Annotated in this window: 17 protein-coding genes; 10 read left to right on the top strand and 7 right to left on the bottom strand. The window is 63.9% G+C overall.

The window, feature by feature from the left end:
* The first annotated feature begins 46 nt into the window (after positions 1-46).
* Positions 47-1,006 carry a prolyl aminopeptidase gene (gene pip / locus EAH75_RS07755; protein ID WP_140649823.1) on the top strand — a complete coding sequence of 320 codons (960 nt, stop codon included), beginning with the start codon at positions 47-49 and terminating at the stop codon, positions 1,004-1,006.
* Between the two features lie 31 nt (positions 1,007-1,037).
* On the opposite strand, the gene upp is transcribed toward pip, so the two are convergent.
* From upp to EAH75_RS07740, 3 genes are all read right to left on the bottom strand, one after another.
* Positions 1,038-1,682, bottom strand: a complete 645-nt coding sequence (gene upp, locus EAH75_RS07750; protein ID WP_140649825.1) for a uracil phosphoribosyltransferase — start codon at positions 1,680-1,682, stop codon at positions 1,038-1,040.
* A 102-nt stretch (positions 1,683-1,784) separates the two neighbouring features.
* Positions 1,785-2,171 carry a PsiF family protein gene (locus tag EAH75_RS07745; protein ID WP_140649827.1) on the bottom strand — a complete coding sequence of 129 codons (387 nt, stop codon included), beginning with the start codon at positions 2,169-2,171 and terminating at the stop codon, positions 1,785-1,787.
* Between the two features lie 155 nt (positions 2,172-2,326).
* Entirely contained in the window at positions 2,327-3,823 is a 1,497-nt protein-coding gene (locus EAH75_RS07740; protein ID WP_140649829.1) for an aminotransferase class III-fold pyridoxal phosphate-dependent enzyme, read from the bottom strand.
* A 291-nt stretch (positions 3,824-4,114) separates the two neighbouring features.
* Here EAH75_RS07740 and EAH75_RS07735 point away from each other — a divergent pair, with 291 nt between their 5' ends.
* The 9 genes from EAH75_RS07735 (at position 4,115) to secF (ending at position 13,554) form a co-directional block, all read left to right on the top strand.
* Positions 4,115-5,044 carry an ABC transporter ATP-binding protein gene (locus EAH75_RS07735; RefSeq protein WP_140804932.1) on the top strand — a complete coding sequence of 310 codons (930 nt, stop codon included), beginning with the start codon at positions 4,115-4,117 and terminating at the stop codon, positions 5,042-5,044.
* 13 nt (positions 5,045-5,057) lie between these two features.
* Positions 5,058-5,834, top strand: a complete 777-nt coding sequence (locus tag EAH75_RS07730) for an ABC transporter permease (protein WP_428993494.1) — start codon at positions 5,058-5,060, stop codon at positions 5,832-5,834.
* A 45-nt stretch (positions 5,835-5,879) separates the two neighbouring features.
* Positions 5,880-7,109: a sensor histidine kinase gene (locus tag EAH75_RS07725; RefSeq protein WP_140649835.1), complete on the top strand. Its 1,230-nt coding sequence runs from the start codon at positions 5,880-5,882 to the stop codon at positions 7,107-7,109.
* A 79-nt stretch (positions 7,110-7,188) separates the two neighbouring features.
* Positions 7,189-7,791: a response regulator transcription factor gene (locus EAH75_RS07720; RefSeq protein ID WP_077442406.1), complete on the top strand. Its 603-nt coding sequence runs from the start codon at positions 7,189-7,191 to the stop codon at positions 7,789-7,791.
* A gap of 49 nt (positions 7,792-7,840) precedes the next feature.
* Positions 7,841-8,890 (top strand): tRNA preQ1(34) S-adenosylmethionine ribosyltransferase-isomerase QueA, encoded by a 1,050-nt coding sequence (gene queA / locus EAH75_RS07715; protein WP_194150614.1) that lies wholly within the window; start codon positions 7,841-7,843, stop codon positions 8,888-8,890.
* 27 nt (positions 8,891-8,917) lie between these two features.
* The gene (tgt, locus tag EAH75_RS07710; RefSeq protein WP_205043171.1) at positions 8,918-10,060 is read left to right on the top strand and encodes a tRNA guanosine(34) transglycosylase Tgt; all 1,143 of its coding nucleotides are present in this window, start codon (positions 8,918-8,920) and stop codon (positions 10,058-10,060) included.
* 194 nt (positions 10,061-10,254) lie between these two features.
* The gene (yajC, locus tag EAH75_RS07705) at positions 10,255-10,587 is read left to right on the top strand and encodes a preprotein translocase subunit YajC (RefSeq protein WP_140649841.1); all 333 of its coding nucleotides are present in this window, start codon (positions 10,255-10,257) and stop codon (positions 10,585-10,587) included.
* A gap of 111 nt (positions 10,588-10,698) precedes the next feature.
* A complete protein-coding gene (gene secD, locus EAH75_RS07700) occupies positions 10,699-12,582 on the top strand; it encodes a protein translocase subunit SecD (RefSeq protein WP_140649843.1) in 1,884 nt (627 codons plus the stop codon).
* A 9-nt stretch (positions 12,583-12,591) separates the two neighbouring features.
* A complete protein-coding gene (gene secF / locus EAH75_RS07695; protein ID WP_140649845.1) occupies positions 12,592-13,554 on the top strand; it encodes a protein translocase subunit SecF in 963 nt (320 codons plus the stop codon).
* A 172-nt stretch (positions 13,555-13,726) separates the two neighbouring features.
* On the opposite strand, the gene murU is transcribed toward secF, so the two are convergent.
* From murU to EAH75_RS07675, 4 genes are all read right to left on the bottom strand, one after another.
* Positions 13,727-14,431, bottom strand: a complete 705-nt coding sequence (gene murU / locus EAH75_RS07690; protein WP_140649847.1) for an N-acetylmuramate alpha-1-phosphate uridylyltransferase MurU — start codon at positions 14,429-14,431, stop codon at positions 13,727-13,729.
* A complete protein-coding gene (locus EAH75_RS07685) occupies positions 14,428-15,441 on the bottom strand; it encodes an aminoglycoside phosphotransferase family protein (protein WP_140649850.1) in 1,014 nt (337 codons plus the stop codon). Before EAH75_RS07685 ends, murU begins: the two co-directional genes overlap by 4 nt.
* A 71-nt stretch (positions 15,442-15,512) precedes the next feature.
* Positions 15,513-16,838: an ammonium transporter gene (locus EAH75_RS07680; protein WP_140804928.1), complete on the bottom strand. Its 1,326-nt coding sequence runs from the start codon at positions 16,836-16,838 to the stop codon at positions 15,513-15,515.
* Positions 16,828-17,166, bottom strand: a complete 339-nt coding sequence (locus EAH75_RS07675) for a P-II family nitrogen regulator (protein ID WP_140649855.1) — start codon at positions 17,164-17,166, stop codon at positions 16,828-16,830. The genes EAH75_RS07680 and EAH75_RS07675 overlap by 11 nt, the downstream gene beginning before the upstream one ends.
* Positions 17,167-17,250 lie beyond the last annotated feature (84 nt).

Here is a 17,250-nt window from a genome sequence, read left to right as displayed (position 1 = left end):
CTCGTGCTAGCCTTATCGGCTTGTGCGTTGCTTCTGAGGAACCGTCATGCCGTCGTCGTCACTGCGTTCGTTGTATCCCGAGATCGAGCCATTCGACAGCGGGTTTCTGAAGGTATCCGCGCTGCACACGCTGTACTACGAGCAGAGCGGCAACCCTGACGGCAAGCCGGTGGTGTTCCTGCATGGTGGTCCGGGCGGCGGCACCAATGGGAAGTGCCGACGCTTCTTTGATCCGGCGGTCTATCGCATCATGTTGTTCGACCAGCGCGGCTGCGGCAAGTCGACCCCACACGCGGAGCTGACTGACAACACCACCTGGGATCTGGTCGCCGATATCGAGCGCCTGCGCGAGCATCTGGCGATCGATCGCTGGCAGGTGTTCGGTGGTTCGTGGGGCTCCACGCTGGCGTTGGCGTATGCGCAAACGCATCCGGACAAAGTTACCGAGTTGGTGTTGCGCGGCATCTTCATGCTGCGTCGTTGGGAGCTGGAGTGGTTCTACCAGAAGGGCTGCGACGCGCTGTACCCCGACGCATGGGAAACCTATCTCAGCGCGATTCCCGAGGTCGAGCGCGGCGACTTAATGAGTGCCTATCACCGACGCCTGACCAGTCCCGACGTGAAAACGCGCACCGCCGCCGCACGCGCTTGGTCGGTGTGGGAAGGCGCCACCAGCTTTCTGTGGCAGGATCCCTCGCATATGGCATCCAGCGCCGAGGACGAATTTGCACTCGCGTTTGCACGCATCGAATGCCACTACTTCGTCAACGGTGGTTTCTTCGAACACGACGACCAGTTGCTGCGCAATGTCGATCGCATTCGCAACATTCCCACGGCGATCGTGCAAGGTCGCTACGACGTGGTGTGCCCGTTGCGCAGCGCGTGGGACCTGCACCGTGCATGGCCCGAGGCCGACCTGCACATCGTTCAGGACGCAGGCCATTCGGCGTTCGAGCCGGGCATCATGCATGAGCTTCTGCAGGCCACCGACCGCTTCGGCCGCTGAAACCCCTGTTCGTCGGCCGGGCGAGCTGAGTTCAGTGGGTAGCAGGCAGCTGCTTGGTACCGAAGATCTTGTCGCCGGCGTCACCGAGGCCGGGCAGGATGTAGCCATGCTCGTTCAGGCGTTCATCCACTGAGGCGGTGTAGATCTCGATGTCGGGATGGGCAGCCTCGATGCGCGCCAAGCCCTCCGGCGCGGCAACCAGGAACAGTCCCTTGATGCGTTTGCAGCCAGCAGCCTTCAGCATGTCTACGGCCGCGATCAGGGTGCCGGCGGTGGCCAGCATCGGGTCGACGATCAGGGCGATGCGCTCGTCCATGCGGCCGCTGAGCTTTTCGTAATAGGCAATCGGTTGCAGGGTCTTTTCATCACGCTGCACGCCGACCACGCTGACCTTGGCCGACGGAATCATGTCGAGCACGCCGGGCAGCATGCCCAGGCCTGCGCGCAGGATCGGCACGATGGTGATCTTCTTGCCCTTGATCCGGTGCACGTTCAGCGGGCCGGCCCAGCCGTGAATCCGTTCCTCGACCGTTTCCAGATCCTTGGTGGCTTCGTAGGTGAGCAACGCTGCGACCTCGGAGGCCAGTTCGCGGAACTCCTTGGTACTGATGCCGGCGCGACGCATCAGCCCCAGCTTGTGCTGGATCAACGGGTGGCTGACTTCGACGATCTTCATGGCTGCTGACTTCGATGGCGGCGCGCGGCGCGACAGTCAGTGAGCTTAGCGAAGCGACACGGCGCACGCACGCATGGCATGCGTGCGCCGTGTCGGTGTTGCTCAGTGTGCGGCGGGCGCGGCGGTGTCGCCCTTCAGGCAGGTGCTCATGAAGCTCTTGCGCTCGGCACCCTTGAGTGCCTTGGTTTTGGCGGTGGCATTGCAGGTTTTCATCTTGTCCTGCTGGGCCTGTTTGGCCGACGGTGCGGCGGCGGCGGCTGGCGTGGCGGCCGCTGTCGTGCTTCCAGCTTTCAGGCAGGTGCTCATGAAGGTCTTGCGTTCGGCGCCTTTCTTGCCGGTCGCCTGCTTGTTGCAGTCGACCATGCGTTGTTGCTGCGCGGTGTGGGGCTTGGTCGGCGCGGTGGCGGCCGCCGGTGGCGTTGCCGCGAAGGTGGCACCGGCAAAGGCGAAGGCGGCGCTGACGGCAAGCAGACGTAGTGACATCGACATCGTGAAGTCCTCCCTGGGTAACCGGCAGCTGCCGGCCGCGCCAGTCTATGCCGATCGACAACCGCCGCGGGAGTGGGCAAAACCTGACATGTACGAAGTATTCAGCTGCAGCGACAGGGCGAGCGTCGCTGCGGCCGATTGGTCCAGATGGCGGCTCAGGCCGCCTCGGCCTTGGCCTTGCGCGGGCCTTCCAGCAGCGCCTTGCGCACGTGCGCCACGATCAGATCCACTTCGGCGCTGGTGACCTTGAAATGCGGGGTGAAACGCAGCGAGTTGGTGCCGCCATGGATCACGCCGACGCCACGCTCGCGCATGTATTCCTCGGTCGAATCGGCGCCGTAGCATTTGTACTCCGGCGCCAGCTCGCAGGAGAACAGCAGGCCGGTGCCCTGCACCTTGGTGATCAGACCACCCAGCTCGTTCTTCAGCGCGCTGAGCTTGTCGACGAATTCCTTGCCGCGCTCGCGGATGTTTGCGCGCACGTCGTCGGTCAGCTCGCGCAGCGTGGCCAGCGCCACGTCCAGCGCGCGCGGGTTGGCGGTCATGGTGTTGCCGTAGATTCCCTTGCGATACAGCCCTGCAGTACGCTCGCTCACCGCCAGCACCGACAACGGGTACTGGCCGGCGTTGAGTGCCTTGGAGAAGGTTTCCATGTCCGGTGCCGGCAATTTTTCGAAGCCTGGGTAGTCGACGAACGACAACACGCCGTGCGCGCGCAGGCCGGCCTGGATCGAGTCGATCAGCAGCAGGGTGCCGTGGGCTTCGGTCAGCGCGCGCGCCGCCTTGTAGAACTCCGGCGTCACCGCACGGCCGGGGTCGCCTTCGCCCATCACGGGTTCCAGAAACATCGCTTCGATGAACCAGCCGTGCCTGTCGGCATCGGCGAACGCCGCCTCCAGCTGCGCCACGTCATACGGGGCGATGGTGAGCACGCTGTCTTCGTGGCGGTAGCTGGCCAGGTGCTGCTGGTAGGTCTTGCGGCTGGAATCGGAATACAGCGCCGGTTTGTCGGTGCGGCCGTGGAACGCGCCCTTCACCGCGAGCCGCTTGATCGTGCGGCCGGCATAGCGACCACCGGCATCGGTCATCAGCTTGGCATTGACGTCGGCGATTCGGCAGGCCAGCGAGACCGACTCGGAGCCGGAGTTAAGGCACATGTAACGCGCATACGGATTGCTGTCGCGATTGCGACCGAGCTCCTTGTTGAGCGCCGCAGTGAAGCGCAGCTGCGCCACGCTGGGCGCCATCACGTTGGCCATCACTTGCGGGCGGCTCAGCGCTTCTAGGATCGCCGGGTCGTTGTGGCCGAAGCCGAGCATGCCGTAGCCGCCGTTGTCATGCACCACGGCGCCCTTCAGCGTAATGATCCACGGGCCACGTGCGGTGGCCGGCAGGTACGGACTGATCGCGTCGTCCGGGTAGAAATTGACGAAACCGACCTGCACCTGGGCGAGCTGCTCGGCTTCATCCAGTTTCAGGAAATCACCCATCTCAGCGCGCAACTCGCGATGGCGCGTTACCGCCTCGGCAATCGCCTGGCCCAGCATGGGGTCGTTCGCCGCCATGCGCTCGATCGTGACGTCGTCCAGACCGGTGGTCCGCGGCGTGCCGCCGAATTCGCGCAGTTCGCGCAGCTGGTTGATCACACCCATGATGAATCCTCCGTAGCTCCGCCGATCGGTTGCCATGCCGGAGGCGGACATTAGTGAATGCGTGGCGGGAGGCGCAGGCGATCAAGCGCTTCCTCAATGTTTTCAGACGTTTCACGCCGCCAAGTCAGAGCCGGCCCGGCGTCTTTATTTCTCACAGGATACCTTGCGGCGGCGGCGGCCGTAACCCCGTGGCAGCGCTCCGGGTGACGGCTGTCACCCACGATGACTGACGCCAGCGACTGCCTGCGAGACCCCCTTTCGCGCAGGATGAACGGCACTGGAGGACTACCCATGCCGCACAACCATGAACCGATTGCCCGCCTTGGCGGTGCCGTCAAACGTTACGGCCAGCTCACCGCGCTGGATGGTGCCGACCTGCAATTACAGCGCGGCGAACTGCTGGCCCTGCTTGGCCCCAACGGTGCCGGCAAGACCACCGCGATTGGCCTGTTGCTGGGGCTGATCCGGGCCGATGCCGGTACAGTCGAACTGTTCGGACAGGATCCGCAGCGGATCGAGGCGCGCCGGCGCATCGGTGTGATGCTGCAGAACGCCGAGCTGCCGCCGACGCTGCGGGTGGGCGAGCTGCTGCGGCTGACCGCCAGCTATTACCCGGCGCCGCGCACTCTGGCAGAAACTGCCGAGCTGGCTGGTGTCAGCGACCTGCTCAAGCGCTCTTACGCGAAGCTCTCTGGTGGACAGCAGCGGCGTGTGCAGTTTGCACTGGCACTGTGTGGCCGGCCCGAACTGCTCTTCCTCGACGAACCCACCGTAGGCATGGACATCGAGGCGCGGCAGAAATTGTGGACGGCGATTCGCCAGTTGCTCGCCGAAGGCTGCTCGGTGCTGTTGACCACGCATTATCTGGAGGAGGCCGAGGCACTGGCCGACCGCGTCTGCGTGATGACGCACGGCCGCATGATTCACGAAGGTACGGTCGAAGAGCTGCGGGCGCGAGTGGCGCTCAAGCGCATCCGCTGCCTGAGCACAATGTCGATCGATACGGTGCGCGGCTGGCCCGAGGTCAACGAGGTGCGTCGGGAAAACGAACGCCTGCACATCACCGCGGCCGAAGCCGAAGTCGTAGTGCGCCGCCTGCTCGGCGCTGACTTGCAACTGCGCGAGCTGGAAGTGCAGCGCGCCGGCCTGGCCGAGGCATTCACCGAACTCACCCGCGATGCCGACGAGGCATCGGACACCAACCAGCGCGAGGCTGCCTGAGATGGAAACCGTCATGTCTGTCAACGAACCGACCTCGCTCGCCATGCCTCGCAGCCGCGTCATCGGCGCCTATCTGGAAGAAGCACGTAGCGAATGCCTGCGCTACATGCGGGCACCGGGCTTCATGCTGCCGATCATGTTGTTTCCGGCGATGTTCTACCTGCTGTTCGGCGTGCTGATGGCGAAGTCCAACGGCGCCGACGCGGCGCGCTACCTGCTGGCCAGCTACGGCGTGTTCGGCGTGATGAGTCCGGGCCTGTTCGGCTTCGGCGTGTCGCTGGCGCTGGAGCGCGACGGCGGCCTGCTGACGTTCAAACGCGCGCTGCCGATGCCGCCCGGCGCCTATCTGCTGGGCAAGATGCTGATGGCAATGGCGGCAGCCGGGGGGGTCATTCTGTTGCTGCTGACCATGGCGGTGTCGCTGGGGCACGTGACGCTGGGTCCGCTGCAGGCCGGCGCGTTGCTGCTTACCGGCATGCTTGGCGTGCTGCCGTTCTGCGCGCTGGGCATGTTCGTCGGCACCTTGATCAAGGGGCAGGGTGCGCCCGGCATGCTACAGCTGATCTATCTGCCGATGTCGTTCATGTCGGGCCTGTGGATGCCGTTGCCGATGCTGCCCAAGTTTCTGCAGCAGATCGCACCCATCTGGCCGAGCTATCACCTCGACATGCTGGCGATGGCCGCCGTCGGCCTCAACAAGGAAGCGCTGCTGCCGCATGTACTGGTACTGGTCGGTTTTGCTGTCGGCTTTCTGTTGCTGGCGGCACGACGCCTGCGTCGGAACGGTTGAAGTAGCATGTCGTCCAGTCCGAGCCGCCCACGGAAAGCGCCCATCATGATTCCAGCCTTCATTGCCCGATGGTTCGTGCCGGCGCCGGATTCCGCAGCGGCCGACGACCTTCGCCGCGGCAAGTCGCCATGGGCTGACAGCGTGCACTTGCTGTGGTCGTTGTGGATCTTCATCACTCCGATGTTTGACCATGGCCTGCGCGGCTATACCTTGACGTGGCTGCTGTGCACGTTGGGCTCGTACCCGTTGTTCCTGCTGCTGTTCGCCAGGATGCAGCTGGCTCCGCGGCGAACGGCGCGTTTCTATGCGTGGGGCATGGCGGCGCTGTGTTTCGGCCTGCTGCGCTGGTATCCCAGTGGCCTCAGCTATTTCGTGTACGCCTGCGTGATGCTGAGCCATTGCGACATGCGAAGCTTTCGCAACTATGTGGTCCAGATATTGGTACTCAACGCCATCTACGTGGCACTGGCCTGGTGGATTGGCTTTCCGGCGTCGCTGCTCGTGATCATGCCGGTCACGGTGTTCGTCATCTGCACTATTGTCACGGTTGAGCAGATCCACAAGGAAAAGGATGCCGCCCTCAGTCTTTCGCACGACGAGGTGCGCCGGCTTGCCGCTACCGCGGAGCGCGAGCGGATCGGGCGCGACCTGCATGACTTGCTGGGACATACGCTGTCGCTGATCACGCTGAAGCTGGAACTGTCGCGCAAGCTGTTCGACCGCGACGTCGACGCAGCCAGACGCGAAGTGGAGGAGGCCGAGAAAGTCGCCCGCCATGCGTTGGCTGAGGTGCGCAGCGCGGTCACCGGCATTCGCGCTACCGACCTCGCCGCCGAGCTGGCTTCGGCGCGACTGTTGCTGGAATCCTCGCGGGTGCATCTGGATTACGGCGATCTGCCCACCGATCTGCCGGGCGATGTCGAGCGTGGCCTGTCGCTGATATTGCGCGAGGCGGTGACCAATATTGCGCGCCATGCCGATGCCAGCCAGGCCCGAATCGAGATTATGCATGAGCGGGCCAGCGTCTGCATGCAGATCAGCGACAATGGTCGCGGCGGCATCGAGGTCGACGGCAATGGCTTGTGCGGCATGCGCGAGCGGGTGCGTGCACTCGGCGGTACGCTGACCTTCGAGTCGCCGCGTGGTCAGGGATCGCGTCTGCGGGTGGTGGTTCCGCTGCCGATCATGCGTCTGGTTGAAACATCCCGATCATCGCTGGATACGACGACAGTCGATCCGTTGACGCACAGGATTCCGGGTCAACCCGTCGCGTGAGCCCACCCATGTCTCCATGTCGTCCGCACCAGCCGTTTGCACCATCCCTTCGCCGCTGTGGATACCAGGAAACCATCGCATGATCCGTGTTCTTTTGGCCGAAGATCAGGCGATGGTGCGCGGCGCACTGTCGGCACTGCTGAATCTGGAATCCGACATCGAGGTACTCGGCTCGGCCGCCGATGGCGAGGCCGCGTGGCGCGAACTGCAGCGCCTGAAGCCCGACGTGCTGGTCACCGACATCGAGATGCCGGGACTGACCGGGCTGGAACTGGCGCAGCGCATCCAGCGCCAGGAGCTGCCGATGAAGGTGGTCATCGTCACTACCTTCGCGCGGCCCGGCTTCCTGCGTCGTGCGCTGGATGCCGGCGTGTCCGGCTATCTGTTGAAGGATGCTCCGGCCGAGAACCTGGCCGAGGCATTGCGCACCGTGCATCGCGGCGGCCGCGCGATCGATCCGCAGCTGGCGCTGGAGGCGTGGTCCGAAGCCGACCCATTGAATGATCGCGAGCGCCAGGTATTGCGGCTGGCTGGCGAAGGTCAGTCCGCCGGTGACATTGCCACGCAATTGAATCTGTCGCATGGCACCGTGCGCAATTATCTTTCCGAAGCTATCGGCAAACTCGGCGTCGCCAATCGCATCGAGGCTTATCGGCTGGCGCGGCAGAAGGGCTGGCTGTAACTCTTCGCACCAGGTTCGGCGCGCTGCGGGATAATGTCGCGTTTTCCGCATGCCGGCCGAGTCTCCCTTGAAGAAATCCGATTTCGATTTTGAACTGCCGCCCGAGCTGATCGCGCAGGCACCGCTGCCCGAGCGCTCGGCCAGTCGCATGCTGGTGCTTGATGTGCCGGCGCAATGGCGGCAGGACCGCATGTTCCGTGAGCTGCCCGACTACCTGCGGCCCGGCGATCTGCTGGTGTTCAACGACACCCGCGTGCTGCCGGCGCGGTTGTACGGGCGCAAGAGCACCGGCGGCGCGGTGGAGATCCTGATCGAGCGGGTCACCGGCGCGCACGAGGCCATCGTGCAGCTTGGTGTCAGCAAGAAGCCGAAGGAGGGCGGCCGGATCGAGCTGGCCGATGGCAGCCATGCCGTGGTGCTGGGGCGGGACGATGGGTTTTTCCGGCTGCATTTCGAGGCGCCGGAGCCGCTGGAAAAGCTGCTGCTCAAGCTCGGCGAGATGCCGTTGCCGCCGTACATCGAGCGGCATGCCGACGCCAGCGACATGGAGCGCTACCAGACCGTGTTCGCGCGCGAGCCCGGCGCGGTCGCCGCGCCCACCGCGGGGTTGCACTTCGACGAGGCGATGTTGGCGACGTTGCGCGAACGCGGCGTCGAGTTCGGTTACATCACGCTGCATGTGGGCGCCGGGACGTTCCAGCCGGTGCGCGCGGACGATCTGAAGGATCACCACATGCACCGCGAGTGGCTCAATGTCGGAGCGCATCTGGTCGGGCAGATCCGCCGTGCCCGCGCCAACGGCGGCCGGGTGATTGCCGTGGGCACCACCGTGGTGCGCGCGCTGGAAAGCGCCAGCAAGGATGGCGAGCTGCATCCGTTCGCGGGGGAGACGCAGATCTTCATCTTCCCCGGCTATCACTTCAGCAGCATCGACGGCCTGCTCACCAATTTCCACTTGCCGCAGTCGACCCTGCTGATGCTGGTGTCGGCGCTGGCCGGCCGTGAGTTCATGCTCGACTCCTATCGCCATGCGGTGACGCAGGGTTACCGGTTCTTTTCCTACGGCGACGCCATGCTGATCTTGCCGCAGGGCGGCTGAGCGGCGGTAGCGGTTAAACTTTGCCAGATGACCGTCATGACTTTCGATCTGCATGCCACCGATGGCGCCGCGCGCCGCGGCCGCCTCACGTTTGCCCGCGGCACGGTGGAGACGCCCGCGTTCATGCCGGTAGGCACGTATGGTTCGGTCAAGGCGATGACCCCGCGCGACGTCACCGAAACCGGCGCCGAGATCATCCTGGGCAATACGTTTCACCTGTTCCTGCGGCCGGGACTGGAGATCGTCGAGAAGTTCGGCGGGCTGCACAAGTTCATCGGATGGGACAAGCCGATCCTCACCGATTCCGGCGGGTTCCAGGTGTTCTCGCTGGCGCACAAGCGCAAGATCACCGAGGAGGGGGTGACGTTTGCCTCGCCGGTCGATGGCTCGAAAGTGTTCCTGTCGCCGGAAGTGTCGATGCAGATCCAGAAGACGCTGGATTCGGACATCGCGATGATCTTCGACGAGTGCACGCCGTACCCGGCGACCGAGAAGGTCGCCGGTGATTCGATGGAGCTGTCGCTGCGCTGGGCCGAGCGTTCGCGCCGGGCGTTTGACGACCTGCAACGTGTCGATTCAAAGCCGCCGAACGCGCTGTTCGGCATCGTGCAAGGCAGCATGTACGAAAACCTGCGCCAGCGTTCGGCGGCAGGGTTGGTGAATATCGGTTTCAGCGGCTATGCGGTTGGTGGCCTTGCGGTCGGCGAGCCGGAGGCCGAACGCAACCACGCGCTGGATTTCACCGTGCCGCTGCTGCCCGCAGACAAGCCGCGCTACCTGATGGGCGTGGGCCGGCCGGAAGACATCGTCGAGGCGGTGCGCCGCGGCATCGACATGTTCGATTGCGTGATGCCGACGCGCAACGCGCGCAACGGTTTCCTGTTCACCGCCGAGGGCACGCTGCGCATCCGCAATGCGAAGTTCGCCACCGACACGCGGGCGATCGAGGAGGGCTGCGATTGTTATGCCTGCAGCAACGGGTTCAGCCGCGCCTACCTGCGGCATCTAGACCGCTGCAACGAGATCCTCGGCAGCCAGCTCGCCACCATGCACAACCTGCGCTATTACCAGCGGCTGATGGCCGGCCTGCGCGAGGCGATCGGCAGCCACACGCTGCCGGCGTTTACCGCTGAGTTCTACGCACGCCGCCAGGGTGCGGTGATCGCCTAGGAGCCGGCAGGCGATCGATGCTGCTGGCCGTGCAGGAGACGCCGGCTCCCGCGCTTGCAAACATCGGGAACGTCGCCATAACCCTGTCAGCCCGCACGCAGTGCACGGCTCCGGGGTGCATGGCATAATCAACGATCTTTTATCAGGCGTTCAGCTGAAATCCCTGGCTGCGCCATAACTTGCGAGACAATCCGATGAGTTTTCCGTCTTCTCCCGTGATCGCCCAGGCCGCTGCTGCCCAGCCCGCCGGTGGTGGCATGTCCATGATCATCATGATGGTGGTGCTGTTCGGCCTGATGTATTTCATGATGATTCGCCCGCAGATGAAGCGCCAGAAAGAGCATCGTGCGCTGATCTCCGGATTGGCCAAGGGCGACGAAGTGGTCACCAACGGCGGCATCGCCGGGCGCGTGGAAGAAGTGGGCGAGACCTTCATCACGGTCGAGATCGCGGCCAACGTGAAGGTCAAGGTGCAGAAGGGCTCGGTCCAGCAGGTGTTGCCCAAGGGTTCGCTGAAGTCCGTTTGATGACGGCTCAGGAGTACCTCCCGGCGATTGCGGCGGTTGCCCCTGACGCGATTATTCCTCGATTGTTGCTAGCGCCGCGGCCTGTCGCCGTGGCTTTGATGGGTGCATGGCATGAGTGATTTTCCCCGCTGGAAGTACGCGCTGGTCGCGCTGATGATGCTGTTTGGCGTCATCTACGCGTTGCCGAATGCATTTGTCCCGGTGCCCGCGGTACAGGTCACCGCCAACCGCGACGCGCCACCGATTGATCAGTCGCTGCAGCAGAAAGTGCAGGCCGCGCTGGCCAGCAAGAAGATCGCGGTCAGTAATGTGGTGGTGGAAGGCGACCATATGCTGGCCACCTTCACCAATTCCGACGTGCAGAAGAGTGGCGCCGACGTCATCAAGGCAGCCCTCGGCGACGGCTACACGGTGGCGTTCAAGCTGCAGTCCAATGTGCCGGGCTGGCTGCAGGCGATCGGTGCACGTTCGATGCCGCTGGGCCTGGATCTGCAGGGCGGCGTGCATTTCCTGATGCAGGTCGACCAGAACGACGCGATCGACAAGCAGGAAAACAGCTACGCCGACGACATCCGCAGCCTGCTGCGGCAGAAGAACATCCGCTATGAATCGGTGACCCGCAATGCCGTGCGTGACCAGGGCATCGCGGTAATCCTGCGTTCGGCCGCCGATCGCTCCACGGCCGCCGACGCGATCGGCAACGAATACACCGACCTCAACGTGGGCAATGGTGCCAACACCGGCGATCGCTTCGTGCTGAATGTCGTGATCAAGCCGGAGAAGTTGCGGGATCTGTCACGCAGCGCGATCACCCAGAATCTGGGCACGCTGCGCAACCGCATCAACGCGCTGGGTGTGTCCGAGCCGCTGATCCAGCAGCAGGGCGAAAGCCGCATCGTGGTCGAATTGGCCGGTGTACAGGACCCGGCCGAGGCCAAGAAACTGATCGGTGCGGTGGCCACGCTGCAATATCGTCCGGGTATCGGCCAGGCCGGCGATCCCCAGGCTCAGGAGGCTGCGCGTACCGGCAATATTCCGCCGGATGCCAACCTCTATCGCATGCGCGGCAGCAACCTGCCGGTGCTGGTCAGCAAGCAGATCATCGTGACCGGCAACCAGCTGGTGGACGCCTCGTCGGGCATCGACCAGCAGAGCGGCACGCCTAAAGTGGACGTCACCCTGAACGCCGCCGGCGCCAGGAAGATGGGCGACTTCACCAATGCCAACGTCGGCAAGCCGATGGCGGTGGTGTATGTGGAACAGGTCTACGAGACCAAGATCGTCGACGGCAAGCCAGTGCGGGTTGCGAAGGTCACCGAGACGGTGATCAACGACGCCTCGATCGCGAGCCCCTTCAGCAAGCAGTTCCAGACCACCGGTTTGGGCAGCGCGAAGGAGGCTTCCGACCTCGCCCTGCTGCTCAAGGGCGGCGCACTGGCCGCCCCGATGGACATCGTCGAAGAGAGCGTGATCGGTGCCAGCCTCGGCAAGGACAATATCGACAAGGGCTTCAATGCGGTGCTGCTGGGCCTGGCGCTGGTGCTGCTGGCGGCGGCGATCTACTACAAGCTGTTCGGCCTGGTCGCCGATATCGCGCTGTTCTTCAACCTGGTGATCCTGGTGGCGGTGATGTCGCTGATCGGCGTGACCCTGACCATGCCGGGTGTGGCCGGTATCGTGCTGACCCTGGGTATGGCGATCGACGCGAACGTGCTGATCTGCGAACGCATACGTGAGGAACTGCGCAACGGCTCGACCCCGCATGCCTCGATCCGTGCCGGTTACGAGAAGGCATGGTCGACCATTCTGGACGCCAACGTCACCCACCTGATCGCCGCGCTGGCGTTGACCACGATGGGTACCGGCGCGATCAAGGGTTTCGGCGTGACGCTGATGATCGGCATCCTGACCTCGCTGTTCACCTCGGTGACGTTGACTCATGCGTTCACCGCGCTGATCCACGGCCACCGCAAGCTCAAGACGCTGTCGGTCTAAGGAATCGCAATGGAAATCTTCAATCACGACAGCAACATTCCGTTCCTTGGCATGCGCAAGTTCAGCATCGCCATCGCGTTGTTCCTGATGGTTGCCTCGATCGGGCTGATCGCGACCAAGGGGCTCAATTACGCGCTGGATTTTACCGGCGGCGTCTCGATGGTGATCGACTACGACCAGTCGGTGGAAATCGCCGACGTGCGTGCCACCCTTGAAAAGGGCGGCTTCGACCACGCGATCGTGCAGAGCCTTGGCGGCACCCGCGAGGTGGCGATCCGCATGCAGCCGAAGGAAGACCAGAAAGCGGTGGATGCCAACGGCAAGGTCAACCTCGATCTCATTTCCGCCGACGTGCTCAAGACGCTGCATGTGGCACGTGCCGATGCCAAGCTGAAGAGCCGCGAACTGGTTACCGCCGAAGTGGGTGCCGAACTGAAGAGCGACGGCACCGTGGCTGCGGTGTTCGTGATCCTCGGGATCATGGCTTATCTGTGGATCCGCTTCGAACGCCGTTTCGCGATCGCCGCGGTGGCGACTGAAATCCACGACGTGCTGGTGACGCTGGGCATCCTGGCATTGGCGCAGCGCGAGTTCGACATGACCGTGCTGGCCTCGGTGCTGGCCGTGATCGGTTACTCGATCAACGACAAGGTGGTGGTGTTCGACCGCATCCGCGAACTGTTCCGGCTCGCGCGCAAGGCGGAGCCGGAAGAGATCCTCAACCGCTCGATCAACAACACCCTGTCGCGAACCATCATTACCTCGCTGTTCACCGCGATCACCATGGGCGCGTTGTTCTTCTTCGGCGGCACGGCGGTGCACGGCTTCGCCGTCACCATGTTGATCGGCATCGTGGTCGGCACGCTGTCCTCCATCTTTGTCGCCAGCCCGATCCTGCTGTGGCTGGGCGTGTCGAAGAAGGACCTGATGCCGGTCACCAGGGAAAACCCGGAGCTGGCGCGGCGTCCGTAAACGCACAGGTTCTGTCGAAACGCAAACGGCCCGGTTTGTACCGGGCCGTTTTTTGTTGACTATGTATTGTGGGAGCGGCTTCAGCCGCGATGCTTTGCCGGCAAACTGTTGTGGAGCTATCGCGGCTGAAGCCGCTCCCACAAGTTTGATGGTTGTTGGATGCGCGTTCGCATTACCCGCGCAGTTCGGCTTCCAGCTGAGCCAGCCGTTGCGGTGTACCCACATCGGTCCATTTGCCGTCTTGGTGGCTGCCACTGATCGCGCCATTCGCCATCGCCGTGCGCAACAGTGGCACGAGCCGGAAGCGCGGCGGCTGGGCTTCGGTGCCGGCTGCATTGCCGATCACTGCGCGCCAATTACGCAACAGCTCATACCGGTATACGCCGATGCCGCTGAAGGTCAGCCTGACATCGCCTTCATCGTGCACAATGCCCTGCGCATCCAGCGAGAAATCGCCGTGCGGATGCTGCGCTGGATTGTCGACCAGCAGCAGGTGGGCGAGACCAGTCGGCTCGACGGGCAGGGTGGTGAAATCAACATCGCACCAGATGTCGCCGTTGACCGCGATGAACGGCGCGCTGCCCAGCAGCGGTAGCGCGTTCAACATGCCACCACCGGTTTCCAGCGGCGTCGTGCCTTCGTAGGCGTAACGGATGCGCAAACCCCAGCGCGAACCGTCACCCAGTGTGTGAGGGAACTGTTCGGCCAGATGCGAAGTGTTGACCACCACGTAATGCACGCCGGCGGCAGCGAGTCTTTCCAGATGCCACACGATCAACGGCTTGCCACCCACCGGCAGCAGCGGTTTGGGCGTGTGGTCGGTCAACGGCCGCATGCGCTCGCCGAGACCGGCAGCGAAGATCAGCGCGTGCCTCATGCAGCCACCGGCAGGCGCAGATCGCGTTCACCCACGCAGCGCCGAAGCAGCGCCATGAATTCGGCCAGCTCGGGATAACGGCCGGCCACGTCGATCACGTAGTCGTATACGCGCGGCAAGTCGTCGAGATAACCGGGCTTGCCGTCGCGATAGCACAACCGGCAGAAGATGCCGAGCACCTTAATATGCCGCTGCAGCCCGATCAGGTCGAACCAGCGCAGGAAGTGCTGGCTGTCGACATCCGTGGCGATCAGGTTTGCAGCTTGCAGGCGTCGCCGATAGCTTTCGACCCAGGCTTCGACCTGCGCGCGATCCCACACGATGTAGCAGTCGCGCAGCAACGAGGCGAGGTCGTAGGTGATCGGTCCGTGCAACGCGCCCTGGAAGTCGATGATCCCGGGATTGTTGCTGGTCGTGATCAGCAGGTTGCGGCTGTGGTAATCGCGGTGCACGAAGCAGCGCGGCTGTGCCAGCGCGTTGTGCAGCAGCACGGTGAACGCCGACTCCAGCACGTCCCATTCCTCGCACTCGGGCGTGTAGTCGAGATGTCGGCGAAGGAACCACTCCGGCATGATCTCCAGCTCGCGCTGCAGGAACGCGTGGTCGTATGGCTGCATGCCGTCCACGTACGCGTCGCGCTGCATGCGCAGCAGCGCATCCATCGCATCGCCGTACAGCGTATCCACCGTACTGTCGTTCAAGGCTGACAGGTACAGCTGCGAACCGAGATCCTCGATCAATAGGAAACCCTGCTCAATATCCTTCGCATGCACCGCTGGCACATGCAGGCCGGCGGCGGACAGTCGCGCACCGATTTCCAGCCACGGCTGCGGATCCTCCTGCGCTGGTGGCGAGTCCATCACGACCCAGCTTTGACCTTGGTGCTGTGTACGCCAGTAGCTGCGGAAACTGGCATCGGCCGAAGCGGATGCCAGCGTCAGGGTCGGATCGCCGAGGGTGTGACGTGTCCAGGCTATGCGGGCGGTGGCGCGGTCTTGGGTGCTGTCCATGAAGTAAGTCGCTGGATAAACACGAACAGCTTAGAGCCTGCACGCGCCGAACGCACCGTTGACTGCCTTGCTCAGGTCAGGTTGTAGGCGCGCTCCTCGTGCTCGGCGATGTCCAGGCCCATCTGTTCCTGTTCGGCATCGACGCGCAGCCCCATGGTGCGGTCGAGCAGTTTCAGGATGCCCCAGCTGAGCACAGCGCTCCATACGATGGTGAAGCCCACGCCCTTGGCCTGGATCCACAGCTGCAGCAATGGCGATGTCACTGTGCCGAAGCCGCCCAGCTTCGGCGCGGCGAACGGGCCGGTGAGCAGGGCGCCGATGATGCCGGCGATGGCATGCACGCCGAACACGTCCAGCGAGTCGTCATAGCCCAGCTTGTGCTTGAGTCGCGTGGCGGTGAAGAAGCACACCGCGCCGGCGACGAAGCCGATGAGCAGGGCACCGGCAGGCCCGGCCGTTCCCGCGGCCGGAGTGATCGCCACGAGGCCGGCGACCGCACCCGAGGCGATGCCGAGCACGCTGGCGCGCCGATAGATGGCCCACTCCACCGCGACCCAGCCGATCGCGGCTGCGGCGGTGGCGATCTGGGTCACCAGCATCGCCATGCCGGCGCTGCCGTTCGCCGCGACCGCCGAGCCGGCGTTGAAGCCGAACCAGCCCAGCCACAGCAGGCTGGCGCCGATCACGGTGTAGCCGAGGTTGTGCGGTGGCATGTGCGTCTGCGGCCAGCCACGGCGCTTGCCGATCACCAGGCAGGCGACTAGGCCGGCGATGCCGGCATTGATGTGCACCACGGTGCCACCAGCGAAATCGAGTACGCCGAGATCACCGAGCAGCGAACCGGGGCCGCTCCACACCATGTGCGCCACAGGCAGGTAGACGAAGGTCAGCCACAAGCCGCTGAACCACAGCATCGCGCTGAATTTCATGCGCTCGGCATAAGCGCCGATGATCAGCACCGGGGTGATGATCGCGAAGGTCAGCTGGAACATCACGAATACGCTTTCCGGCACGGTCTGGTAAAGCGTGTCGGGTTTCAGCCCGGCGAGCATGACGCGATCCAGGCCACCGATGAACGAATGCCAGTTTGTCACGCCGGCATGCATGCCCTCGGTGCTGAAGGCCAACGAGTAGCCGTAGAGCATCCACAGCACGGTGACCAGGGCGGTGATCGCGAAGCATTGCATCATCACCGAGAGCAGGTTCTTGGCGCGCACCATGCCGCCGTAGAACAGTGCGGCGCCGGGGATCGTCATCATCAGCACCAGCATGCTGGCGACGATCATCCAGGCAGTGTCGCCGTGGTCGAGCACGGCAGGAGCGGCGGTTTGCGCGGCAGCGGACAACGGCAGGATGGCCACCCCGGCGCCGGCGATGAGCAAGTGTCTAGAGCGCATCGGCATCGACCTCTTGCGTGCGGATACGAATCACCTGTTCGAGTTCGCTGACAAAAATCTTGCCGTCGCCGATCTTGCCGGTGCGGGCCGCCGCGCTGATCGCCTCGATCGCTTGGTCGAGACGGTCATCGCTCACCGCCACCTCGATCTTCAGCTTGGGCAGGAAGTCGACAACGTATTCGGCGCCGCGATACAGCTCGGTGTGTCCGTGCTGGCGACCAAAGCCCTTCACTTCGGTCACCGTCATCCCCTGTACGCCGGCCTCGGCCAGCGCCTCGCGCACGTCGTCCAGCGTGAACGGCTTGATGATGGCCGTGATCCACTTCATGTCGTGCTCCCGCGTCGGTGAACTCTATTGCGGTGCAGCACATTGCATGCCAGCGTCGAAACACGGGGCTTTCGCAGGGTTTCT

It is taken from the genome of Rhodanobacter glycinis (genome assembly GCF_006438785.1).
GTDB classification, from domain to species: domain Bacteria; phylum Pseudomonadota; class Gammaproteobacteria; order Xanthomonadales; family Rhodanobacteraceae; genus Rhodanobacter; species Rhodanobacter glycinis_A.
This window is presented reverse-complemented; position numbering and strand designations above follow the sequence as displayed.

Bases quoted from the DNA above. Each gene is read 5' to 3' on its own strand.
- pip (WP_140649823.1), top strand. From the start codon at position 47: ATGCCGTCGTCGTCACTGCGTTCGTTGTATCCCGAGATCGAGCCATTC.
- upp (WP_140649825.1), bottom strand. From the start codon at position 1,682: ATGAAGATCGTCGAAGTCAGCCACCCGTTGATCCAGCACAAGCTGGGG.
- EAH75_RS07745 (WP_140649827.1), bottom strand. From the start codon at position 2,171: ATGTCGATGTCACTACGTCTGCTTGCCGTCAGCGCCGCCTTCGCCTTT.
- EAH75_RS07740 (WP_140649829.1), bottom strand. From the start codon at position 3,823: ATGGGTGTGATCAACCAGCTGCGCGAACTGCGCGAATTCGGCGGCACG.
- EAH75_RS07735 (WP_140804932.1), top strand. From the start codon at position 4,115: ATGCCGCACAACCATGAACCGATTGCCCGCCTTGGCGGTGCCGTCAAA.
- EAH75_RS07730 (WP_428993494.1), top strand. From the start codon at position 5,058: ATGTCTGTCAACGAACCGACCTCGCTCGCCATGCCTCGCAGCCGCGTC.
- EAH75_RS07725 (WP_140649835.1), top strand. From the start codon at position 5,880: ATGATTCCAGCCTTCATTGCCCGATGGTTCGTGCCGGCGCCGGATTCC.
- EAH75_RS07720 (WP_077442406.1), top strand. From the start codon at position 7,189: ATGATCCGTGTTCTTTTGGCCGAAGATCAGGCGATGGTGCGCGGCGCA.
- queA (WP_194150614.1), top strand. From the start codon at position 7,841: ATGCCGGCCGAGTCTCCCTTGAAGAAATCCGATTTCGATTTTGAACTG.
- tgt (WP_205043171.1), top strand. From the start codon at position 8,918: ATGACCGTCATGACTTTCGATCTGCATGCCACCGATGGCGCCGCGCGC.
- yajC (WP_140649841.1), top strand. From the start codon at position 10,255: ATGAGTTTTCCGTCTTCTCCCGTGATCGCCCAGGCCGCTGCTGCCCAG.
- secD (WP_140649843.1), top strand. From the start codon at position 10,699: ATGAGTGATTTTCCCCGCTGGAAGTACGCGCTGGTCGCGCTGATGATG.
- secF (WP_140649845.1), top strand. From the start codon at position 12,592: ATGGAAATCTTCAATCACGACAGCAACATTCCGTTCCTTGGCATGCGC.
- murU (WP_140649847.1), bottom strand. From the start codon at position 14,431: ATGAGGCACGCGCTGATCTTCGCTGCCGGTCTCGGCGAGCGCATGCGG.
- EAH75_RS07685 (WP_140649850.1), bottom strand. From the start codon at position 15,441: ATGGACAGCACCCAAGACCGCGCCACCGCCCGCATAGCCTGGACACGT.
- EAH75_RS07680 (WP_140804928.1), bottom strand. From the start codon at position 16,838: ATGCGCTCTAGACACTTGCTCATCGCCGGCGCCGGGGTGGCCATCCTG.
- EAH75_RS07675 (WP_140649855.1), bottom strand. From the start codon at position 17,166: ATGAAGTGGATCACGGCCATCATCAAGCCGTTCACGCTGGACGACGTG.